Source organism: Klebsiella sp. ME-303 (genome assembly GCF_007910085.1).
Lineage (GTDB): Bacteria > Pseudomonadota > Gammaproteobacteria > Enterobacterales > Enterobacteriaceae > Klebsiella > Klebsiella michiganensis.
In genome coordinates, this window is sequence record NZ_VOJB01000057.1 from 86441 (window position 1) to 104942 (window position 18502).

The window sequence follows — 18502 nt, forward strand, 5'->3', positions numbered from 1 at the left end:
TTAATAAACGAAACATAGGCGAACAACGGCTGCGGAACCCGCAGGCTCCACAGACATTGCTACTTGAAGGCCTTACTGTTTCTTCTTAGGAGCGAGCACCATGATCATCTGGCGGCCTTCGATCTTCGTTGGGAAGGATTCGACTACTGCCAGTTCACTCAGATCGTCACGGACGCGGGTAAGCACTTCCATACCGATCTGTTGGTGGGCCATCTCACGGCCGCGAAAACGCAGCGTGATCTTGGCCTTATCGCCATCTTCCAGAAAGCGAATCAGGCTGCGGAGTTTTACCTGATAATCGCCATCGTCGGTGCCAGGACGGAACTTAATTTCCTTAACCTGGATAACTTTTTGCTTTTTCTTCTGTTCCTTAGAAGACTTGCTCTTTTCATAAAGGAACTTGCCGTAGTCCATGATACGACAAACTGGCGGTTCGGCGTTAGGGCTGATTTCAACTAAATCTACTCCAGCTTCTTCAGCTTTTTCGATCGCTTCTCTCAGACTCACAATACCCAAAGCTTCGCCTTCCAGACCAGTTAAGCGAACTTCCAGGGCGCGAATCTCGCCATTAATACGATTCGGACGTGCCGTTTGAACTCGTTTTCCGCCTTTAATACCTTATTCCTCCAGTTGTTTTAGACTGCGGCTGCGAATCTCTTGTTGCAGCTTCTCGATAACTTCATTTACGTCCAGGCTGCCCAAGTCTTTGCCACGACGGGTACGCACGGCAACTTTGCCGGCTTCTACCTCTTTGTCGCCACAGACCAACATGTAAGGGACACGACGTAAAGTGTGCTCGCGGATTTTAAAGCCTATCTTCTCATTTCTCAAGTCTGCTTTTACGCGAATGCCCGCATTTTGTAGTTTACGCGTCAATTCGTTAACGTATTCAGCCTGAGAATCGGTAATATTCATGACCACAACCTGCACCGGCGCCAGCCAGCTGGGGAAGAAGCCCGCAAACTCTTCGGTCAGGATGCCAATAAAGCGCTCCAGCGAACCAAGAATCGCGCGGTGAATCATTACCGGTACCTGTCGTTCGTTATTTTCACCCACATAAGAGGCGCTTAAACGCTGCGGCAGGGAGAAGTCCAGCTGTACAGTACCGCACTGCCATGCACGATCGAGGCAGTCATACAGGGTAAATTCAATTTTCGGACCGTAGAACGCGCCTTCACCCAGCTGATACTCAAACGGGATGTTGTTCTCTTCCAGCGCCACGGCCAGATCCGCTTCAGCACGATCCCATGTCTCATCGCTACCGATGCGTTTTTCCGGGCGAGTCGACAGCTTGACGACGATTTTCTCGAAGCCAAAGGTGCTGTACATATCGTAGACCATGCGAATACAGGCGTTCACTTCATCGCGAACCTGATCTTCAGTACAGAAGATATGGGCGTCATCCTGAGTAAAGCCACGTACGCGCATCAGGCCATGCAGCGCGCCTGACGGCTCATTACGATGGCAGCTACCGAATTCAGCCATACGCAGCGGCAGATCGCGATAGGATTTCAGCCCCTGGTTGAAGATCTGCACGTGGCCCGGGCAGTTCATCGGCTTGATGCAGTATTCACGGTTCTCGGAAGAAGTGGTGAACATCGCATCTTTATAGTTGTCCCAGTGGCCGGTTTTTTCCCACAGCACGCGGTCCATCATAAACGGGCCTTTAACTTCCTGATACTGGTACTCTTTCAGCTTAGAACGCACAAAAGTTTCCAGTTCGCGGAAGATAGTCCAGCCGTCGTTATGCCAGAACACCATGCCCGGCGCCTCTTCCTGCATATGATACAGGTCGAGCTGCTTACCGATTTTACGGTGATCGCGCTTAGCGGCTTCTTCCAGACGCTGCAGATAGGCATTTAAGGCTTTTTTATCTGCCCATGCGGTTCCGTAGATGCGCTGCAGCATTTTATTGTTGCTATCGCCGCGCCAGTAGGCGCCAGCGGTCTTCATCAGTTTGAAATGATGACAGAAACGCATATTCGGCACGTGCGGCCCACGGCACATGTCGACATACTCTTCATGATGATACAAACCGGGTTTGTCATCATGCGCAATGTTTTCATCAAGAATGGAGACTTTATAGCTCTCGCCGCGCTTCACGAAGGTTTCACGCGCTTCGTGCCAGCTGACTTTTTTCTTAATGACGTCGTAGTTTTTCTCGGCGAGCTCGTGCATACGTTTTTCGAGCGCGTCGATATCTTCCTGGGTCAGGGTATGGTCCAGATCGACATCATAGTAGAAACCGTTGTCGACAACCGGGCCGATCGCCATCTTGGTATTTGGCCACAGCTGTTTAATCGCGTGCCCCAAAAGGTGCGCACAGGAGTGACGAATAATCTCAAGTCCATCTTCATCTTTCGCGGTGATGATAGAGAGCGTCGCGTCGTTTTCAATTAAGTCGCAGGCGTCAACCAGTTCGCCGTTGACGCGGCCGGCGATGGTGGCTTTCGCCAGACCGGGGCCAATATCCAGAGCGACGTCCATCGGGCTCACAGCGTGATCAAAATGGCGTTGGCTGCCATCAGGAAGCGTAATTACAGGCATTTCATGTCCTTATTTGCAGTGGTGCCCCGCACGAAAGAGCACATACAAAACAATATAATCATAATTATCAACACGTTCAGGCCCAGTTCCCGCTTCACTCTGCGAAAATATGTGCACGCTCGTTCACCGACGCGTACCCACCTGCAGCCGCCTGTTGATAACACCGACGGTTAGTTTACACATCATTAGTGCGTGATAAAAGTCACATGAGACTAAATGGTTATTGCTGATGGAAAAAAAAGGTCGCGGCGCAACAAACCCAGCGTAATTGCTGCGGAACCGTGCGGCAAAAGAGCGCGGCAGGACGATATGACGCATAAAGAATATTTATGCTTTCACATCAATTATGCATGTTTAACACAAAGTGCGGAAAGCAAAACCGGTACGGCATTACCCGGTTTGCTGCTTCACGAAATAATTAAAGGATGATGTTCAAGAACAATGAAATATCAGGACCATTCGCCGGCGACAAGTTTATGAACATCAAAAGCATCATTCATTGACTGCCCGGTAGACTGTGAGCCCGGCGCTATGTTGGAGCCTGCTTCGACATCGGTAGCTTTGGCGATACCAACTTGGGTATGCTCGTTATTACCCGGCTGCGGTGCGGGAGCGGCGGCAAATGCGCCAAAAGACAGCGTGCACAGCATCACGGCCGCGAGTGCGATTTTGCTATTTCTCATGATAGTCATTCTCTTATTTGTTTCAGATAAATAGAACGGCGTCGTTATCGCCGCCTGTGTGCAACAGTATAGATCCAGATCACATTTTTGTCCGACCCAATATTTATCTTTTCGTGTCAAATTAACTGCATATTTGTCAGCAAAATAGCAATTGTGGGGAAATTATGAAGACGATTTCTTTTTATAAAAAACAAAACGAGAGACCAAAAATAATAATGTCACTTATTGCCAAATTTAAAACAATCAGGCCAGAATATCTGGCCTGAAATATTACATTTTATAACCGAGCGATAGCGTGGTACGGCGATCGGTGTGTTCCGGCGCCGATGACGGCGGCTCAGAGTTCCACGTCAGGTTATAGGCGACCTTGAGGGCAAAGTGAGCATTAATGGCAACGTTCAGCGCGCTTTCGGAGTTCAGCGTCGTATCTTCAGCGCCGAATACCGAAACACCTTGCGTAAATTTGGCGTTATCGGTCATCTGCCAGGCGTAAGTGCCGGAAGCATAGCCCAACGGCTGAGTATCAGTATCACCGTCGGTATACTCGTCGTAGCGTACGCCAGGACCAAATTCAAAACGCAGACTGTGCACCGGTCCGTTCATAATCTGTCGACCATAACCTGCGGTAAACACATCCCGCTGCTGATAACCATTGTAACGATCCGTCAGCCAGCTGGCCTGGCCAAATATATAGTTCTGGTCAGTCAGGTTGTAACGACTACGTCCCCCCACCGCGTACCTTTCCGAAGAGCGCTGATCGTTTGACGACGTATTGCTGGCATTCCCCCACAGCGACCATGCGGTGGTATTGCCATACCAGGTCAACGTGGAGTCGGCGGTCATTGAGGAACTTTTCGTATTGCCGGACTGCGCCAGATAACCGGCGTTAACAGTACCTTCGAAAGGTTTTTTAGCAGAAGATGGGTCATCCATGACAGTAAAAACGGAATCATCGGCCATTGCGCACGCAGACGCAAAAAGCCCTCCCGCGAGCAACGCCGCTGCGGGTACTGTCTTCAAAAGCTTCATTTAATTTTAAGTCCGTACAACCTATAAGGAGACCTGGAGGGTCCCGGGAGCTTTCGCGAGGATCGCGGATAGCCGGTCCTAAGAAAGGGAGTAAATTATAAAAAAGCACGATTAACTTAGCAATCAATTACTCTTTCATTTTTTGTATAAGACGCTTCTCAAAACAATTTTTATTTCATAAAGATAAAAAGAGGTTGCGTTGTATAAGTGGCCCGTCGCTTCCCCTTCCCTCCTTTAAGTGCCATGCTTAAAACCAGAGCAGCTAAATTCGTATTATGGAGGAAACTGGATGACCAAAATCTATACGCTCACGTTAGCCCCCTCGCTCGATAGCGCAACCCAGACCCCGCAAATTTACCCGGAAGGCAAACTGCGCTGTAGCGCTCCCGTGTTTGAACCCGGCGGCGGCGGAATTAACGTTGCGCGAGCCATCACTTTTCTTGGCGGCAGCGCCACAGCCATCTTTCCCGTCGGCGGGGCGACAGGCGAACACCTGACGGCGCTGCTGACGGATGAACATGTTCCCGTCGATACGGTAGAGACCCATGACTGGACGCGGCAGAATCTTCACGTGCATGTGAACGCCAGCGGCGAGCAATATCGTTTCGTGATGCCGGGCGCAGCGTTAACTAAGGAGGAGCTCCGGCTCCTTGAGGAAAAGGTCCTCGCCATCGCCCCGGGTTCCCTGCTGGTGATTAGCGGAAGTCTCCCGCCCGGCATCAGCGTCGATAACCTGACGCAGCTGGTCAAAAACGCTCAGCAGCATGGATTGCGCTGTATTGTTGATAGTTCCGGTGACGCGCTCGCCGCAGCGCTTGATGTCGGCAATATCGAGCTGGTTAAGCCGAACCAGAAAGAGCTTAGCGCGCTGGTACAGCGCGATCTGAGCCAGCCGGATGATGTGCGTCTTGCGGCGCAGGAGCTCATTCGGTCGGGCAAAGTCCAGCGCGTCGTCGTCTCCCTCGGTGCCCAGGGTGCGCTCGGCGTTGATGCCCAGGGTAGCGTTCAGGTGGTACCGCCGCCGATGAAAAGCCAGAGCACCGTCGGCGCCGGTGACAGTATGGTCGGCGCAATGACCTTAAGGCTGGCGGAAAACGCCTCGCTTGAAGATATGGTTCGCTTTGGCGTTGCGGCGGGTAGTGCGGCAACCATCAATCAGGGCACCCGCCTTTGCTCGCTGGATAATACGCAAAAAATCTACAACTATCTGCGCGGTTGATAACGCCTTCGCTCCCTCTGGGAAGACAGAGGGAGTCGCCAAATCAGCATGATGGTCTATGCTAAAAATGCCATGGATAACAACGGGGTGAAAAATGAGTAGCGAAATTATTGCCTGGGTCGTCACGGTTCGTTTTCACGAAGAGACGTTAACGGAAATTAACGAACTCAGTAATCACCTCACCCGCGCCGGATTTACCCTCGTCTTAAACGATGATGAAGGGAACGTCCACGAGCTCGGCACCAACACCTTCGGCCTGCTTTCTATGCAGAATGCCGAGGAAGTCAACGCCTTAAGCGCAGGTTTAGCCGAAACCGCGCTGGGAAGACCCGTCGACGTCACCGTGGTCACATTCAGCGAGTGGTTAAAAGCTCAATAAGTGCGATTGACGCAACGGAAAACGTCCAGTTGTGCGTCAGTTCGAGTTTTACGCCGGGTTTATGCGCTAACCTTATGAAATGTTGGAAAACATGGGGAGAGACGGCATGTGGCAAGCTATCAGCAATTTGTTACGCGATTTGCATACCGAAGCAGCTGAAATCGAACTGCGAAACGAACTACCCGGTGGAGAGATACACGCGGCCTGGCATTTACGCTATGGCGGGCGAGATTACTTCGTAAAATGCGACGAACGCGAGCTTTTACCCATCTTCACGGCCGAGGCAGACCAGCTTGAACTACTGTCGCGCAGTAAAACGGTGAACGTACCGCAGGTTTTTGCCGTGGGCAGCGATCGAGATTACAGCTTTCTGGTGATGGAATACCTCCCTCCTCGCCCGCTGGATGCGCACAACGCTTTCCTGTTAGGCCAGCAAATTGCCCATTTACATCAGTGGAGCGACCAACCTCAGTTTGGTCTGGATTTTGACAACGACCTCTCCACCACCCCCCAGCCGAACGCCTGGCAGCGTCGCTGGTCCACGTTCTTTGCCGAACAGCGCATCGGCTGGCAGCTGGAACTCGCCGCCGAGAAAGGCCTGCATTTTGGTGATATCGATCATCTTGTTGATATTGTTCAGCAACGGCTGAGCAGTCATCAGCCGCAGCCGTCGCTGCTTCACGGTGACTTATGGTCCGGTAACTGCGCGCTCGGGCCAAACGGGCCCTATATTTTCGACCCTGCCTGCTACTGGGGCGATCGCGAATGCGATTTGGCGATGCTCCCGCTGCATCCGGAACAGCCGCCGCAAATCTATGACGGCTATCAGTCCGTATCGCCGCTGCCGTCCGGCTTTCTCGAGCGGCAGCCCATCTACCAGCTCTATACGCTGCTGAATCGGGCAATTCTGTTTGGCGGACAGCATCTGGTGACGGCGCAGAAAGCGCTTGATGAGGTGTTCATGGATAAGGCCCCGTAAGGGGCCTTGTTTTTGAGGGTTAGCTAATTTGTACGCCTTTCAGACGGAACTGAATGGTCATGGTAATGCCGGTTCCCGGTTTGCCCGGTTCATAGCGCCATTTACGTAAAGCGTTTTTCACTTCACGCTCAAACATATTGGCAGGCTGGGCGGAGAGGATCTGTACGTTGTCCACGCGCCCGTCCGGCGTGACGTCAAACTTAACCCGCACGGTTCCTTCAAGGCGCAGCGCCTGGGCACGATTCGGATAGATCGGCTCTCCGCGGCTTAGCGCCCGCGGCCCGGAAGGCACCGTCACGGTGGGTTTAGCGGTCGCGGCTGAGGTGCTCGGCGCGGTGCGCGCCGGCGCCGTATTTGTATTTTCAAACGGCGAGGCCGGGCGCGTTTCCGCCGGTTTTACATCACGCTTCGGTTGTTCGACCTTTTTTTCCGGCTTCGGTTTAGGCTTTGGCTTCGGTTTTGGCTTTGGTTTATGGATAACAACCGGCGCCTCTTTTGGCGGTTCAGGCATCACTTCCGGTTCCGGTTCTGGCTCCGGTTCAACAACGGGCTCAACGACCGGCTGAGCCGCCTGAGGCGGTTCCAGATCTGCCGGGGTCACCATAGTGATTTCAATGGGCTGTGAGGGTGCCGGCCGTTCAATAACCTGATGTACCGAAGTATAGAGCAACCCCGCGATAACACTGCCGTGGATAACCACAGACAGTAGCGTAGGCCACGGAAAGCGGCGAGGTAAATCAAAGGTCATTGCGCTCATAGTCGTTTCTGTTGAAAAATGATGCCCCGATTTTAAATGCAAATAGCAATCATATTCAACTAGGGTTGTTGGCTTGTATCAAAATTTGCCCTGTTTTCTGACAAAAAGCTCCCGGGACGTGGCATTCTGGGGATCGTGATCATCTTTGCATTGCAGTCAACGACGGTTTCACTTAACGTGATTCGCCAATTTATTGATAAGGAGCCATGCCGTGCTTTACGTTATCTACGCTGAAGATATCGCCGACTCTCTGGAAAAACGGACATCGGTACGTCCCGCCCATCTGGCGCGTTTGCAATTATTACATGATGAAGGTCGTTTACTGACCGCCGGCCCAATGCCTGCCGTAGACAGTAATGAACCCGGCGCGGCGGGCTTCACCGGCTCAACGGTCATTGCGGAATTTGAATCGCTGGAAGCGGCGCAATCATGGGCCAATGACGATCCCTATATCGCCGCAGGGGTTTATCAGAAAGTCTCGGTGAAACCGTATAAAAAAGTGTTTTAGCCTATAAAATGCTTAAGCAATAAGAATGCGGTTAAAATTTAATCTATGGCGATCGTTCATTAGAGGACGTTTCTAAGTACGCGAGTACGGAATGGTCGCCATCCTTATGTCTCTCCACTTCCCCGGTTCTGCATTCCGTTCTCTTTAGGACGCGCCCTGATGATAGCCGTTTGCCGACAGTGCATCAGCACCGCCGACTTTCTATGGTTAATTACCTGTTGGACTTCAGCGTTCCCTTAAGACCATGCGGTTCTGAGCGAAGATACTGCGGCGGAACGCTCACCTGAGCGCCCAGGGCTGCCGCGGCATGCCATGGCCAGTGCGGATTGTAGAGCACGGCGCGGGCAATGGCGATGAGGTCGACGTCGCCATTTTGTAGCGCCTCTTCCGCCTGCTGCGCTTCCGTCACCAGACCCACACCGATCACCGGGATATTCACCTTCTCGCGGATTTCACGCGCGAACGGCAGCTGATAGCCGGGCCCCACCTGAATCGCCTGATGAGGCGACAGCCCGCCGCTGGAAACATGAATATAGTCGCAGCCAAGCGCCTCAAGCTGCTGGCTGAAGATAATCGATTGTGCGTTATCCCAGCCGCCATCCACCCAGTCTGTTGCTGAAAGTCGGACGCCCACCGCGATGTCCTGACTGACGGCCTCACGGATGGCCCGGAATATCTCGAGCGGAAAACGCAAACGGTTCTCCAGCGAGCCGCCGTATTCGTCGGTACGCTGGTTACTGAGCGGTGAAAGGAACTGGTGCAACAGGTAACCATGCGCGGCATGCAGTTCAATCAATTCAATACCCATCCGCTCAGCGCGTCTGGCGCTGTCTACGAATGACTGCTTGATGCGTTTCATGTGGTCCTGAGTAAGTTCAACCGGCGGTCGTTCACCTTCACCATAGGCCAGCGCTGATGGCGCAACCGTGTCCCATCCGCCAGAATCATGCGCCAGCTGGTGTCCCCCCAGCCAGGGGGCTGCGGAAGAGGCTTTTCGTCCGGCATGGCCCAGCTGGATACCGATGGGGATTGAAGCGTACTGGCGGATATCGTTCAGCACGGTGCGTAATGCGGCTTCCGTTTCGTCATTCCATAAGCCCAAATCAGCCGGGGTAATGCGTCCGGCGGGCTCTACAGCGCTGGCTTCGATAATCAGTAAGCCCGCGCCGGAAAAGGCCAGCTGTCCGAGATGGATACGATGCCATGCCGTCGCCTTGCCATTGTCGGCGGAGTACTGGCACATTGGCGCAATGACAATACGGTTCTCAAGTTCCAGCTTACCGATTCGCACCGGACTAAAAAGTTGACTCATAGATACCTCTCAATAATAGAAGCCTTACGGACATTATAAGTAGCATGTGCTGATGCATGGCACTTCCCGTTTTTTGCGTTTATACGCGTTGGGCCAGTCTTATGAGGTATGGCGCGATGCGACTTCCTGCCCGCCGCTGCTGATGCAAACAATAACGCAGGAGCCCGCGAGAAACCGGGTTTCGCCGGCAGAAGGAAGAGAGATGACAGTATAAGGATGTATGCTAAGAACGAAACGCTGATAAAACAGAGGCACCGCGAGCGGTGCCTTTTGTTTCGACTCTCAACATTCAGAGAAGGTGAACAGCAGAGAGTGACGTTGCCGTTTAACCAGCTCCTTTCTGATGGAGAGGATGCGCATATTACGACGCGACTGGCCTTCCAGCCAGCGTGCTTTACGGCGACTCACCTGCCGAAGCATGCGCCAGCGCCCTACTTCCGTTCTACTACGCTTCATTGCAACTACTCTACAAGTAAAAACAGCCTGCATTATAGACCGATGAATCTGGCTAACCAACGCTTTCGCTGCGTTTTTATTTGCCAGATAGATGATGATGCGTAAACTCATGTCATCAAGTCATTCAAAAGGATTTTTCATCTATGACAACCTTTTACACGGTGGTGAACTGGCTGGTTATACTCGGTTACTGGCTACTTATCGCCGGTGTAACATTACGGATATTAATGAAAAGGCGCGCGGTCCCGTCAGCGATGGCATGGCTGCTTGTCATTTATATTCTTCCCCTGGTGGGCATTATCGCCTATCTCTCGTTTGGCGAACTGCATCTGGGTAAACGCCGCGCCGAACGCGCGCGGGCCATGTGGCCCTCAACGGCCAAGTGGTTAAAGGACCTCAAAGCCTGCAAGCATATCTTTGCCGAGGAGAATAGTCCGGTCGCGGAATCCTTGTTCAAGCTCTGCGAACGTCGGCAGGGCATTGGCGGCGTCAAAGGCAATCAGCTCCAGCTGCTCACCGAATCCGACGACGTCATGCAGGCGCTCATCCGCGATATCCAGCTCGCTCGTCACAATATTGAGATGGTGTTCTATATCTGGCAGCCCGGCGGCATGGCCGATCAGGTCGCCGAGTCATTGATGGCGGCGGCAAGGCGCGGCGTACACTGCCGGCTGATGCTCGACTCCGCGGGGAGCGTGGCGTTTTTCCGTAGTCCCTGGGCCGCCATGATGCGTAATGCCGGCATTGAAGTCGTCGAAGCTCTGAAGGTCAACCTGATGCGCGTCTTTCTGCGCCGTATGGACCTGCGTCAGCATCGTAAAATGGTCATGATCGATAACTATATTGCCTATACCGGCAGTATGAATCTGGTCGACCCGCGTTTCTTTAAGCAGGACTCCGGCGTTGGCCAGTGGATCGATCTGATGGCGCGAATGGAAGGTCCGGTAGCGACAGCGATGGGCATTGTCTACTCCTGCGACTGGGAGATTGAAACCGGCAAACGTATTTTACCGCCGCCGCCGGACGCGAACATTATGCCGTTCGAAGAGGCCAGCGGGCACACAATTCACACTATCGCCTCGGGTCCGGGTTTTCCGGAAGATTTGATCCATCAGGCTCTGTTGACTGCCGCCTACGCGGCCAAAGAGCATTTGATCATGACGACCCCCTACTTTGTGCCCAGCGACGACCTTTTGCATGCCATCTGTACCGCCGCCCAGCGCGGCGTCGATGTCAGCATCATCCTGCCGCGCAAGAACGATTCGCTGCTGGTGGGCTGGGCCAGTCGCGCCTTCTTTACCGAACTGCTGGCTGCCGGGGTGAAGATTTACCAGTTTGAAGGCGGTCTGCTGCATACTAAGAGCGTGCTGGTTGACGGCGAACTTAGCCTTGTGGGTACCGTTAACCTCGATATGCGCAGCCTGTGGCTCAACTTCGAGATTACGCTGGTGATTGACGATGCCGGATTTGGCAGCGATCTGGCCGCGGTGCAGGACGATTACATCTCCCGCTCGCGCCTGCTGGACGCCAGGCTGTGGTTAAAACGTCCGCTGTGGCAGCGGATCGCCGAGCGACTGTTTTACTTCTTCAGTCCGTTGCTGTAAAACGTGCCAATCAGATGTTTAATGGGTAGCAATCATGGATATGGATTTAAACAATCGCCTGACCGAAGACGAAACGCTTGAACAGGCTTACGACATTTTCCTCGAACTGGCCGTCGACAACCTCGATCCGGCGGATGTCATTCTGTTCAACCTGCAGTTTGAAGAACGCGGCGGCGCCGAGCTCTTCGATCCGGCGCCTGACTGGGAAGAGCACGTCGATTTTGACCTCAACCCTGACTTCTTCGCTGAAGTGGTCATTGGTCTGGCCGATGAAGATGGCGGCGAAATTAACGATATTTTTGCGCGCGTGCTGCTGTGCCGTGAAAAAGACCACAAGCTCTGTCATATTCTGTGGCGCGAATAAGCTCTTTCTTAAGTAAATAGCTTATATATAAAAGAAGAAGCCTGCCTGAGTTAACCAGGGCAGGCTTTTTTGGTTATTCAGGCAGTTCGCTGCCGCAGACGTTGCAGTAGCGAGCGTCTTTTTCATGAACGTTATGCTGGCAATGCGGACACTGGCGCTGAGTCCGGCGACTCTGAAATGCGGTGGTCATATGGCTGGTAATTAAGCCGGTGGGGATCGCAATAATCGAGTAGCCAATTAAGATAAGAATGGAGGCCAAAATTCGCCCCAGCGGCGTATGCGGCGTAATATCGCCATACCCTACCGTGGTTATCGTCACTATCGCCCAGTAAACCGACGCGTTCAGCGTAGTAAAACCGTATCGCGGCCCCTCAACCAGATACATCAGGGAGCCAAAGATCACCATGACGATGGCAACAAAAGAATAGAACAGGATCAGCTGGTGGCGAGCGCTGACGATAGCGGCCCAGAAAATATTCAACGACGGCATAAAGCGCAGCAGCTTAAGGATACGCAACGCGCGAATAGCGCGCATGGCTCGCCAGGCAAACACGTACTCAATACTGATCTCGGGCCACAGCCACATAACGTAAAGCGGTAAAATGGTGGCCAGGTCAATAATGCCCCAGAAGCTGAAAATATACTTTAGCGGATTCGGCCAGCTGATAATGCGCAGAAAATACTCAAAGGTAAAAACCGCCGTCACGACAAGTTCGAGCCAGACGAAAATATGCCATTCGTCTAAGGTCAGATGATATTGCGTTCCGAGCCCGGACTCGATAAATATCACCAGCACGCTAAGCAGGGCAAATACGCCGCAAAGTCCCTCGAAATGCCGACCGGATCGTCGGTTTTGATCGAAGAGTAAATGATACAGCCGCAGACGAGCGGCATGAATATGAAAAGCCACGTTAACCTCGCTAAAAAAAGGGCTGACTAACGTCAGCCCCTGAGATTATAACGGGTCCACCTTCAGGCAGGAAACCGCATGGCGGAAACTGCCCTCCAGCACCGGTCGCGTCTTAGCGCACTCCGGCCCGGCAATCGGGCATCTGGTGCGGAATACGCATCCCGACGGCGGGTTAATCGGCGATGGCAATTCCCCCTCCAGAAGCTGGATCGTTTTATTCTTTTCCTTATCAGGGTCCGGAACCGGCACCGCCGACATCAGCGCTTTGGTATAGGGATGCAGCGGATTATGATACACCTCATCATAGGTGCCGAGCTCCACGGCATGGCCAAGATACATTACCAGCACGCGATCGGAGATATGCTTCACGACCGCCAGATCGTGGGCGATAAAAATCAGCGACAGTCCCATTTCCCGCTGCAGCTGCTGCAGCAGATTCACTACCTGCGCCTGAATCGACACGTCCAGCGCTGACACCGGCTCATCGCAAATAATGAGCTTCGGTTCAAGAATTAGCGCACGGGCAATACCGATACGCTGGCACTGACCGCCGGAGAATTCATGCGGATAGCGGTTAATCAGGTTCGGCAGCAGCCCCACTTTCATCATCATCGCCTTAACGCGATCGCGAACTTCCTGACGCGGCATTTTGGGATGATAGGTGCGCAGCGGCTCGGCGATGATTTCCCCGATAGTCATGCGCGGGTTTAGCGACGCCAGCGGATCCTGAAAGATCATCTGAATATCGCTGCGCACGTCGCGCCACTCGTCGGCCTTCATCCCCAGCAAATCTCTACCTAACCAGGCGACTTTACCGTCGGTAGCCTTCACCAGACCGATGATGGCGCGCGCGAAGGTCGATTTTCCGCATCCGGACTCCCCGACCACGCCCAGCGTTTCCCCTTCATACAGACGCAGCGTTACGCCATCTACCGCTTTCAGCGTTTTCGACGGCTGCCAGAACCACTGTTTGCCGTCTTTAATATCAAAGTGCACTTTCAGATCGGCGATTTCGAGCAGGACTTTTCTTTGTTCCGTTACGGCGTTCATAGCAAATCCCCCACCGGTTGAAAGCAGGCGCGCAGGCGGCCCGGCGCAAACTCCTCCAGAGGCGGAGCGCTATTGCAAATCTCCATCGCGTGCGGGCAACGCGGCTGGAATGGACAGCCTTTCGGCAGACGCAGCAGGTTCGGCGGGTTGCCCGGAATCGTTAACAGGGCATCGCCTTCTGCGTCCAGGCGCGGGACCGCATTGAGCAGGCCAATAGAATAAGGATGAGAGGGATGGTAGAAGACGTCGCGCGCCTGACCATATTCCATCGTGCGTCCGGCGTACATCACCAGCACCTTATCGCAGATCCCGGCGACGACGCCGAGATCGTGGGTAATCATAATGATCGCCGTATTGAACTCGCGCTTGAGCTCATTAAGCAATGTCATTATTTGCGCCTGCACGGTCACGTCCAGCGCCGTTGTCGGCTCATCGGCAATCAGCAGCTTAGGCCGGCACAGCAGCGCCATCGCAATCATGACGCGCTGGCGCATCCCGCCGGAAAACTCGTGCGGATACATTTTCATCCGTTTGCGCGCCTCGGGCATTTTGACCGCATCCAGCATTTTCACCGACTCTTCAAAGGCTTCGGCTTTGCTCAGCGCTTTATGCAGCATCAGGACTTCCATCAGCTGTTCGCCTACCCGCATATACGGATTAAGCGACGTCATCGGGTCCTGAAAAATCATTGAGATCTGCTCGGCGCGCAGCTTATTCAGCTCGCGCTCCGGGAGGTTAAGGATCTGCTTCCCGTTAAAGGTCGCTGACCCCCCGATACGGCCGTTGGCGGCCAGCAGGCCCATCAGCGCAAAAGCGGTTTGCGACTTACCGGAACCGGACTCGCCTACGATGCCTAAGGTTTCCCCCGCCCGTAGATTAAAATTGAGATCGTTGACCGCAGTCACATCACCATCGGGAGTCGCAAAGGTGACGCGGAGATCTTTCACATCCAGAAGCAATCCGGATTGTTGTGCTGCCTGCGGCGCTTTCGCCGTTTCCATCGTACTCATGTCGGCGCTCCTTAGCGGTCTTTCGGGTCGAGGGCATCACGCAGGCCATCGCCGATAAAGTTAAAACAAAACAGCGTTACCACCAGAAAACCGGCAGGAAACAGCAGCAGCCACGGCGATACTTCCATTGAGTTCGCGCCATCGCTGAGCAGCGCGCCCCAGCTACTTAACGGCTCCTGGGTACCCAGGCCGAGGAAGCTTAAGAAGGATTCAAACAGAATCATGCTCGGGACCAGCAGGGAGGCGTACACCACGACCACGCCAAGCACGTTAGGCACGATATGGCGGATAACGATATTGCCGGTTGAAACGCCGCCGACCTGCGCGGCTTCAATAAACTCTTTTCGCTTCAGGCTTAGGGTCTGACCGCGAACGATACGCGCCATATCCAGCCAGGAGACCATCCCAATGGCAACAAAAATCAGCAGGATATTCTGGCCAAAGAAGGTCACCAGCAGGATGACGAAGAACATAAACGGAAAGGAGTTGAGGATTTCCAGCAGGCGCATCATCACTGAATCCACCTTGCCGCCCAGATAGCCGGAAAGCGACCCGTAAAGCGTCCCCAGAATCACCGCCACCAGCGCTGCAGCCACGCCGACCATCAGCGAGATACGTCCGCCGATCGCCACCCGCACCAGCAGGTCGCGGCCCGAAGAGTCGGTCCCAAAGTAGTGTCCGGACTCCATATCGGGGGCGCTGGACATCATGCCCCAGTCAGTATCGTAATAGGAAAACTGCGATACCATCGGCGCGATGGTGACAAAGAGCGCAATGATCACCAGCACAATCAGGCTGGCAACCGCAGCACGGTTATGCATAAAGCGGCGGCGGGCGTCCTGCCAGAGGCTGCGCCCCTCGACTTCCAGCTTTTCACTGAAGTTTTCCAGCGCCTCGTTGTTTTTCTTACTTAACATCATGGCGAACCCCAGCGTTAGTAACGGATCTTCGGATCGATAACGGCATACAGCACGTCAACAATCGCATTAAACAGAATAGTCAATGCGCCAACCAGAATGGTCAGACTGAGTACCAGCGAGTAGTCGCGGTTCAGCGCGCCGTTGACGAACAGTTGACCAATTCCCGGCAGGCCATAAATGGTTTCAATGACCATCGAGCCGGTAATAATGCCGACAAACGCGGGCCCCATATAGGAGAGCACCGGCAGCAGCGCGGGCTTTAACGCGTGACGCAGAATAATGCGGCGCATCGGTAAGCCTTTTGCCCGGGCGGTGCGAATGAAGTTAGAGTGCAGCACTTCGATCATCGAACCGCGGGTAATACGCGCGATACTGGCGATATAGGCCAGGGATAGAGCCACCATGGGCAAAATCATATATTGCAGCGCCCCGCCGTTCCATCCGCCGCCCGGCAGCCAGTGCAGCGTAATGGCAAATATCATGACCAGTAAGGGCGCGACCACGAAACTCGGTATCACAACCCCGGTCATTGCCACCCCCATTACGGCAAAGTCCCATTTCGTATTTTGCTTCAATGCCGCAATCACTCCGGCACTCACGCCAAGCACCACCGCGAGAAAAAACGCGGCGAAGCCTAATTTGGCGGACACCGGGAAGCTGGACGCCACCAGATCGTTGACCGAGTAATCTTTATATTTAAAGGAAGGACCGAAATCACCGTGCGCCAGCTGCTTCAGATAATTGAAGTACTGGGTCATGATGGGGTCATTTAAATGGTATTTTGCTTCAATATTCGCCATGACTTCTGGCGGCAGCGTGCGTTCACCGGTAAAGGGGCTTCCCGGCGCAAGACGCATCATGAAGAAAGAGATAGTAATAAGAATAAATAGCGTCGGAATCGCTTCCAGACAGCGACGTAAGATAAATTTTAACATTGCCCGTACCTTCTGGCGTGTGCCTTCAATAGTGCGATGAAATAAGACACCGTGAGGCAAGCGGTAACGCCTGCCTCACGTATTGCCATTAGTGCTTCACAATGTACATATTTCTTGTATACGTATTATCCAGCGGATCTTTGCCGGTATAGCCACCGACCCACGGTTTAACCAAACGGGCGTTGACATAATAGAAGACCGGTACGATGACGGAGTCTTTATCCAGCTGCTGCTCAGATTGCGCGTAAAGGTCCGCGCGTTTCGCGTCATCGCTGGTTTTCAGCGTTTCGGCGATAATCTTGTCGAAAGCCGGGCTCTTATAATGCGAGGTATTGTTTGAGCTGTCGCTCAGCATCGTATTAAGGAAGGAGGTCGGTTCGTTGTAGTCCGCACACCAGCCGGCGCGCGCAACATCAAAGGTGCCCTGATGGCGATTATCGAGGAAGGTTTTCCATTCCTGATTTTCCAGCTTCACGTTTACGCCGAGGTTTTTCTTCCAGATAGACGCCACCGCGATAGCCAGTTTTTTGTGCAGATCGGACGTGTTATAGAGCAGATTGAAAGTCAGCGGCTTATCAGCGCTATAGCCAGCTTCGGCCAGCAATTTTTTCGCTTCTTCATTACGTTTTTCCTGCGACCACTTGAACCATTCAGGCTCAATCAGCTTCATGCCATCGGTGTACGGCGGCGTATAGCTGTAGGCTGGCAGGTCGCCCTGATTCTTCACCTTATTGACAATAATGTCGCGATCCAGCGCCATCTTCAGCGCAGTACGCACGCGAACGTCGGTAAACGGCGCTTTCTGGTTATTGATTTCGTAATAATAAGTGCACAGATACGGATCGACGTGAACTTCTTTCGGGATCTCTTTTTTCAGTTTCTGGAACAGTTCGATCGGCATGTTGTTATAGGTCATATCGATTTCGCCGCTGCGGTAGCGGTTGACGTCGGTGACTTCAGAAGAAATCGGCAGGAAGGTGACCTGATTAATCACGGTTTTGGCGTTATCCCAGTAGTTGGTATTACGCTCCAGAACAATGCGTTCGTTAACAACCCAATCTTTTAATTTATACGCACCATTGCTGACGATATTGGCCGGCTGGGTCCATTTGTCACCAAATTTCTCAATAGCGGATTTAGGTACGGGTGAAACGGATGGGTGAACGAGCAGTTTGTAGAAATACGGCACCGGCTCGCTGAGGGTCACTTCAAAGGTATGATCGTCCAGCGCTTTTACGCCCAGATCGGTCGCGGGTTTTTTCCCGGCGATAATGTCATCAACGTTGGCTAAATGGCCATACTGCAGATAGCTTGCATAAGGAGACGCGGTTTTCGGATCCGCCAGACGCTGCCAGCTATAAACGAAATCTTGTGCCGTGACCGGCGTGCCGTCGGACCACTTTGCATCTTTACGCAGATGGAAGGTCCAGACTTTAAAATCCTTGTTGTCCCATTTTTCCGCAACGCCCGCGACCGGATGGCCGTCGAGGTCGCTCACCAGCAGCCCTTCAAACAAATCGCGGTTAATATTGGACTCCGGCACGCCTTCAATTTTGTGCGGATCGAGAGACTGCACTTCGGAGCCATTGTTACGTACCAGCGTTTGTTTGTCCGCCAGCTGTACCCCTGCCGGTACATCTGCCGCAACGGCGGCGTTGATGGTCATTAACGCAGAGAGGACTCCTGCGGCAACCAGGCTTTTTTTCGTGATGATGGTCATGTGTTTGTTACTCCAATCATTATAATTACTGGCTATTTAACCAGCCTGTTTTCTCTTTTCTGGATTCTGAACAGTGCAGGAGTTTATGCTGCTGTCAGAGAGTACTGCTTGCTATCACCG

At 53.1% G+C, this 18502-nt stretch carries 20 protein-coding genes; 7 read left to right on the plus strand and 13 right to left on the minus strand.

Annotation, left to right across the window (positions count from 1 at the left end):
* Positions 1-72: 72 nt before the first annotated feature.
* Together infC and thrS are read right to left on the minus strand one after the other, a co-directional pair.
* Positions 73-615 carry a translation initiation factor IF-3 gene (infC, locus tag FQK12_RS03825; RefSeq protein WP_052746887.1) on the minus strand — a complete coding sequence of 181 codons (543 nt, stop codon included), beginning with the start codon at positions 613-615 and terminating at the stop codon, positions 73-75.
* Positions 616-618: 3 nt separating this feature from the next.
* A complete protein-coding gene (gene thrS / locus FQK12_RS03830; protein ID WP_004102966.1) occupies positions 619-2547 on the minus strand; it encodes a threonine--tRNA ligase in 1929 nt (642 codons plus the stop codon).
* 216 nt (positions 2548-2763) lie between these two features.
* Between thrS and FQK12_RS03835 the strand changes: the two genes are divergently transcribed.
* Entirely contained in the window at positions 2764-2976 is a 213-nt protein-coding gene (locus FQK12_RS03835; protein WP_071881738.1) for a hypothetical protein, read from the plus strand.
* Between the two features lie 20 nt (positions 2977-2996).
* Here the strand turns inward: FQK12_RS03835 and FQK12_RS03840 are convergent, their stop codons facing one another.
* The gene (locus tag FQK12_RS03840) at positions 2997-3230 is read right to left on the minus strand and encodes a hypothetical protein (RefSeq protein WP_004851800.1); all 234 of its coding nucleotides are present in this window, start codon (positions 3228-3230) and stop codon (positions 2997-2999) included.
* Between the two features lie 270 nt (positions 3231-3500).
* Positions 3501-4259, minus strand: a complete 759-nt coding sequence (locus FQK12_RS03845; RefSeq protein WP_004851801.1) for a YdiY family protein — start codon at positions 4257-4259, stop codon at positions 3501-3503.
* A 289-nt stretch (positions 4260-4548) separates the two neighbouring features.
* On the opposite strand from FQK12_RS03845, the gene pfkB reads away from it, so the two are divergent.
* The 3 genes from pfkB (at position 4549) to FQK12_RS03860 (ending at position 6836) form a co-directional block, all read left to right on the plus strand.
* Positions 4549-5478 carry a 6-phosphofructokinase II gene (gene pfkB / locus FQK12_RS03850; protein ID WP_014229733.1) on the plus strand — a complete coding sequence of 310 codons (930 nt, stop codon included), beginning with the start codon at positions 4549-4551 and terminating at the stop codon, positions 5476-5478.
* 94 nt (positions 5479-5572) lie between these two features.
* Complete coding sequence (gene ghoS / locus FQK12_RS03855; RefSeq protein WP_009653733.1) at positions 5573-5857, plus strand: type V toxin-antitoxin system endoribonuclease antitoxin GhoS; 285 nt, start codon at positions 5573-5575, stop codon at positions 5855-5857.
* A 106-nt stretch (positions 5858-5963) separates the two neighbouring features.
* Positions 5964-6836: a fructosamine kinase family protein gene (locus tag FQK12_RS03860; protein WP_004851808.1), complete on the plus strand. Its 873-nt coding sequence runs from the start codon at positions 5964-5966 to the stop codon at positions 6834-6836.
* Between the two features lie 19 nt (positions 6837-6855).
* On the opposite strand, the gene tonB is transcribed toward FQK12_RS03860, so the two are convergent.
* Entirely contained in the window at positions 6856-7593 is a 738-nt protein-coding gene (gene tonB, locus FQK12_RS03865) for a TonB system transport protein TonB (protein ID WP_014229734.1), read from the minus strand.
* A gap of 211 nt (positions 7594-7804) precedes the next feature.
* On the opposite strand from tonB, the gene FQK12_RS03870 reads away from it, so the two are divergent.
* Positions 7805-8101 carry a YciI family protein gene (locus FQK12_RS03870; protein ID WP_004103089.1) on the plus strand — a complete coding sequence of 99 codons (297 nt, stop codon included), beginning with the start codon at positions 7805-7807 and terminating at the stop codon, positions 8099-8101.
* Positions 8102-8312: 211 nt separating this feature from the next.
* On the opposite strand, the gene FQK12_RS03875 is transcribed toward FQK12_RS03870, so the two are convergent.
* Positions 8313-9413, minus strand: coding sequence for an NADH:flavin oxidoreductase/NADH oxidase (locus tag FQK12_RS03875; protein ID WP_014229735.1), 1101 nt, complete (start codon positions 9411-9413; stop codon positions 8313-8315).
* A gap of 282 nt (positions 9414-9695) precedes the next feature.
* Positions 9696-9869 carry a YciY family protein gene (locus FQK12_RS03880; protein WP_004851815.1) on the minus strand — a complete coding sequence of 58 codons (174 nt, stop codon included), beginning with the start codon at positions 9867-9869 and terminating at the stop codon, positions 9696-9698.
* 143 nt (positions 9870-10012) lie between these two features.
* Here FQK12_RS03880 and cls point away from each other — a divergent pair, with 143 nt between their 5' ends.
* Positions 10013-11473, plus strand: a complete 1461-nt coding sequence (cls, locus tag FQK12_RS03885; protein ID WP_009653730.1) for a cardiolipin synthase — start codon at positions 10013-10015, stop codon at positions 11471-11473.
* 34 nt (positions 11474-11507) lie between these two features.
* Positions 11508-11837, plus strand: a complete 330-nt coding sequence (locus FQK12_RS03890; RefSeq protein WP_004103097.1) for an HI1450 family dsDNA-mimic protein — start codon at positions 11508-11510, stop codon at positions 11835-11837.
* 73 nt (positions 11838-11910) lie between these two features.
* Here the strand turns inward: FQK12_RS03890 and FQK12_RS03895 are convergent, their stop codons facing one another.
* From FQK12_RS03895 to oppA, 6 genes are all read right to left on the minus strand, one after another.
* Complete coding sequence (locus FQK12_RS03895; protein ID WP_014229737.1) at positions 11911-12747, minus strand: ion transporter; 837 nt, start codon at positions 12745-12747, stop codon at positions 11911-11913.
* Between the two features lie 45 nt (positions 12748-12792).
* Complete coding sequence (oppF, locus tag FQK12_RS03900) at positions 12793-13797, minus strand: murein tripeptide/oligopeptide ABC transporter ATP-binding protein OppF (protein ID WP_004851821.1); 1005 nt, start codon at positions 13795-13797, stop codon at positions 12793-12795.
* Complete coding sequence (locus tag FQK12_RS03905; RefSeq protein WP_004851823.1) at positions 13794-14807, minus strand: ABC transporter ATP-binding protein; 1014 nt, start codon at positions 14805-14807, stop codon at positions 13794-13796. Before FQK12_RS03905 ends, oppF begins: the two co-directional genes overlap by 4 nt.
* An 11-nt stretch (positions 14808-14818) precedes the next feature.
* Positions 14819-15727 carry an oligopeptide ABC transporter permease OppC gene (oppC, locus tag FQK12_RS03910; RefSeq protein ID WP_004121697.1) on the minus strand — a complete coding sequence of 303 codons (909 nt, stop codon included), beginning with the start codon at positions 15725-15727 and terminating at the stop codon, positions 14819-14821.
* Positions 15728-15741: 14 nt separating this feature from the next.
* Positions 15742-16662 carry an oligopeptide ABC transporter permease OppB gene (gene oppB, locus FQK12_RS03915; RefSeq protein WP_004851825.1) on the minus strand — a complete coding sequence of 307 codons (921 nt, stop codon included), beginning with the start codon at positions 16660-16662 and terminating at the stop codon, positions 15742-15744.
* An 88-nt stretch (positions 16663-16750) separates the two neighbouring features.
* Positions 16751-18382 (minus strand): oligopeptide ABC transporter substrate-binding protein OppA, encoded by a 1632-nt coding sequence (oppA, locus tag FQK12_RS03920; protein ID WP_004851828.1) that lies wholly within the window; start codon positions 18380-18382, stop codon positions 16751-16753.
* Positions 18383-18502: the final 120 nt, after the last annotated feature.

Excerpts from the sequence above, each read along its gene's own strand:
- FQK12_RS03905 (WP_004851823.1), bottom strand. The coding sequence starts at position 14,807 with ATGAGTACGATGGAAACGGCGAAAGCGCCGCAGGCAGCACAACAATCC.
- oppC (WP_004121697.1), bottom strand. The coding sequence starts at position 15,727 with ATGATGTTAAGTAAGAAAAACAACGAGGCGCTGGAAAACTTCAGTGAA.
- ghoS (WP_009653733.1), top strand. The coding sequence starts at position 5,573 with ATGAGTAGCGAAATTATTGCCTGGGTCGTCACGGTTCGTTTTCACGAA.
- oppB (WP_004851825.1), bottom strand. The coding sequence starts at position 16,662 with ATGTTAAAATTTATCTTACGTCGCTGTCTGGAAGCGATTCCGACGCTA.
- FQK12_RS03875 (WP_014229735.1), bottom strand. The coding sequence starts at position 9,413 with ATGAGTCAACTTTTTAGTCCGGTGCGAATCGGTAAGCTGGAACTTGAG.
- thrS (WP_004102966.1), bottom strand. The coding sequence starts at position 2,547 with ATGCCTGTAATTACGCTTCCTGATGGCAGCCAACGCCATTTTGATCAC.
- cls (WP_009653730.1), top strand. The coding sequence starts at position 10,013 with ATGACAACCTTTTACACGGTGGTGAACTGGCTGGTTATACTCGGTTAC.
- FQK12_RS03890 (WP_004103097.1), top strand. The coding sequence starts at position 11,508 with ATGGATATGGATTTAAACAATCGCCTGACCGAAGACGAAACGCTTGAA.
- FQK12_RS03860 (WP_004851808.1), top strand. The coding sequence starts at position 5,964 with ATGTGGCAAGCTATCAGCAATTTGTTACGCGATTTGCATACCGAAGCA.
- FQK12_RS03845 (WP_004851801.1), bottom strand. The coding sequence starts at position 4,259 with ATGAAGCTTTTGAAGACAGTACCCGCAGCGGCGTTGCTCGCGGGAGGG.
- pfkB (WP_014229733.1), top strand. The coding sequence starts at position 4,549 with ATGACCAAAATCTATACGCTCACGTTAGCCCCCTCGCTCGATAGCGCA.
- oppA (WP_004851828.1), bottom strand. The coding sequence starts at position 18,382 with ATGACCATCATCACGAAAAAAAGCCTGGTTGCCGCAGGAGTCCTCTCT.
- oppF (WP_004851821.1), bottom strand. The coding sequence starts at position 13,797 with ATGAACGCCGTAACGGAACAAAGAAAAGTCCTGCTCGAAATCGCCGAT.
- FQK12_RS03880 (WP_004851815.1), bottom strand. The coding sequence starts at position 9,869 with ATGAAGCGTAGTAGAACGGAAGTAGGGCGCTGGCGCATGCTTCGGCAG.
- FQK12_RS03840 (WP_004851800.1), bottom strand. The coding sequence starts at position 3,230 with ATGAGAAATAGCAAAATCGCACTCGCGGCCGTGATGCTGTGCACGCTG.
- FQK12_RS03835 (WP_071881738.1), top strand. The coding sequence starts at position 2,764 with ATGGTTATTGCTGATGGAAAAAAAAGGTCGCGGCGCAACAAACCCAGC.
- tonB (WP_014229734.1), bottom strand. The coding sequence starts at position 7,593 with ATGAGCGCAATGACCTTTGATTTACCTCGCCGCTTTCCGTGGCCTACG.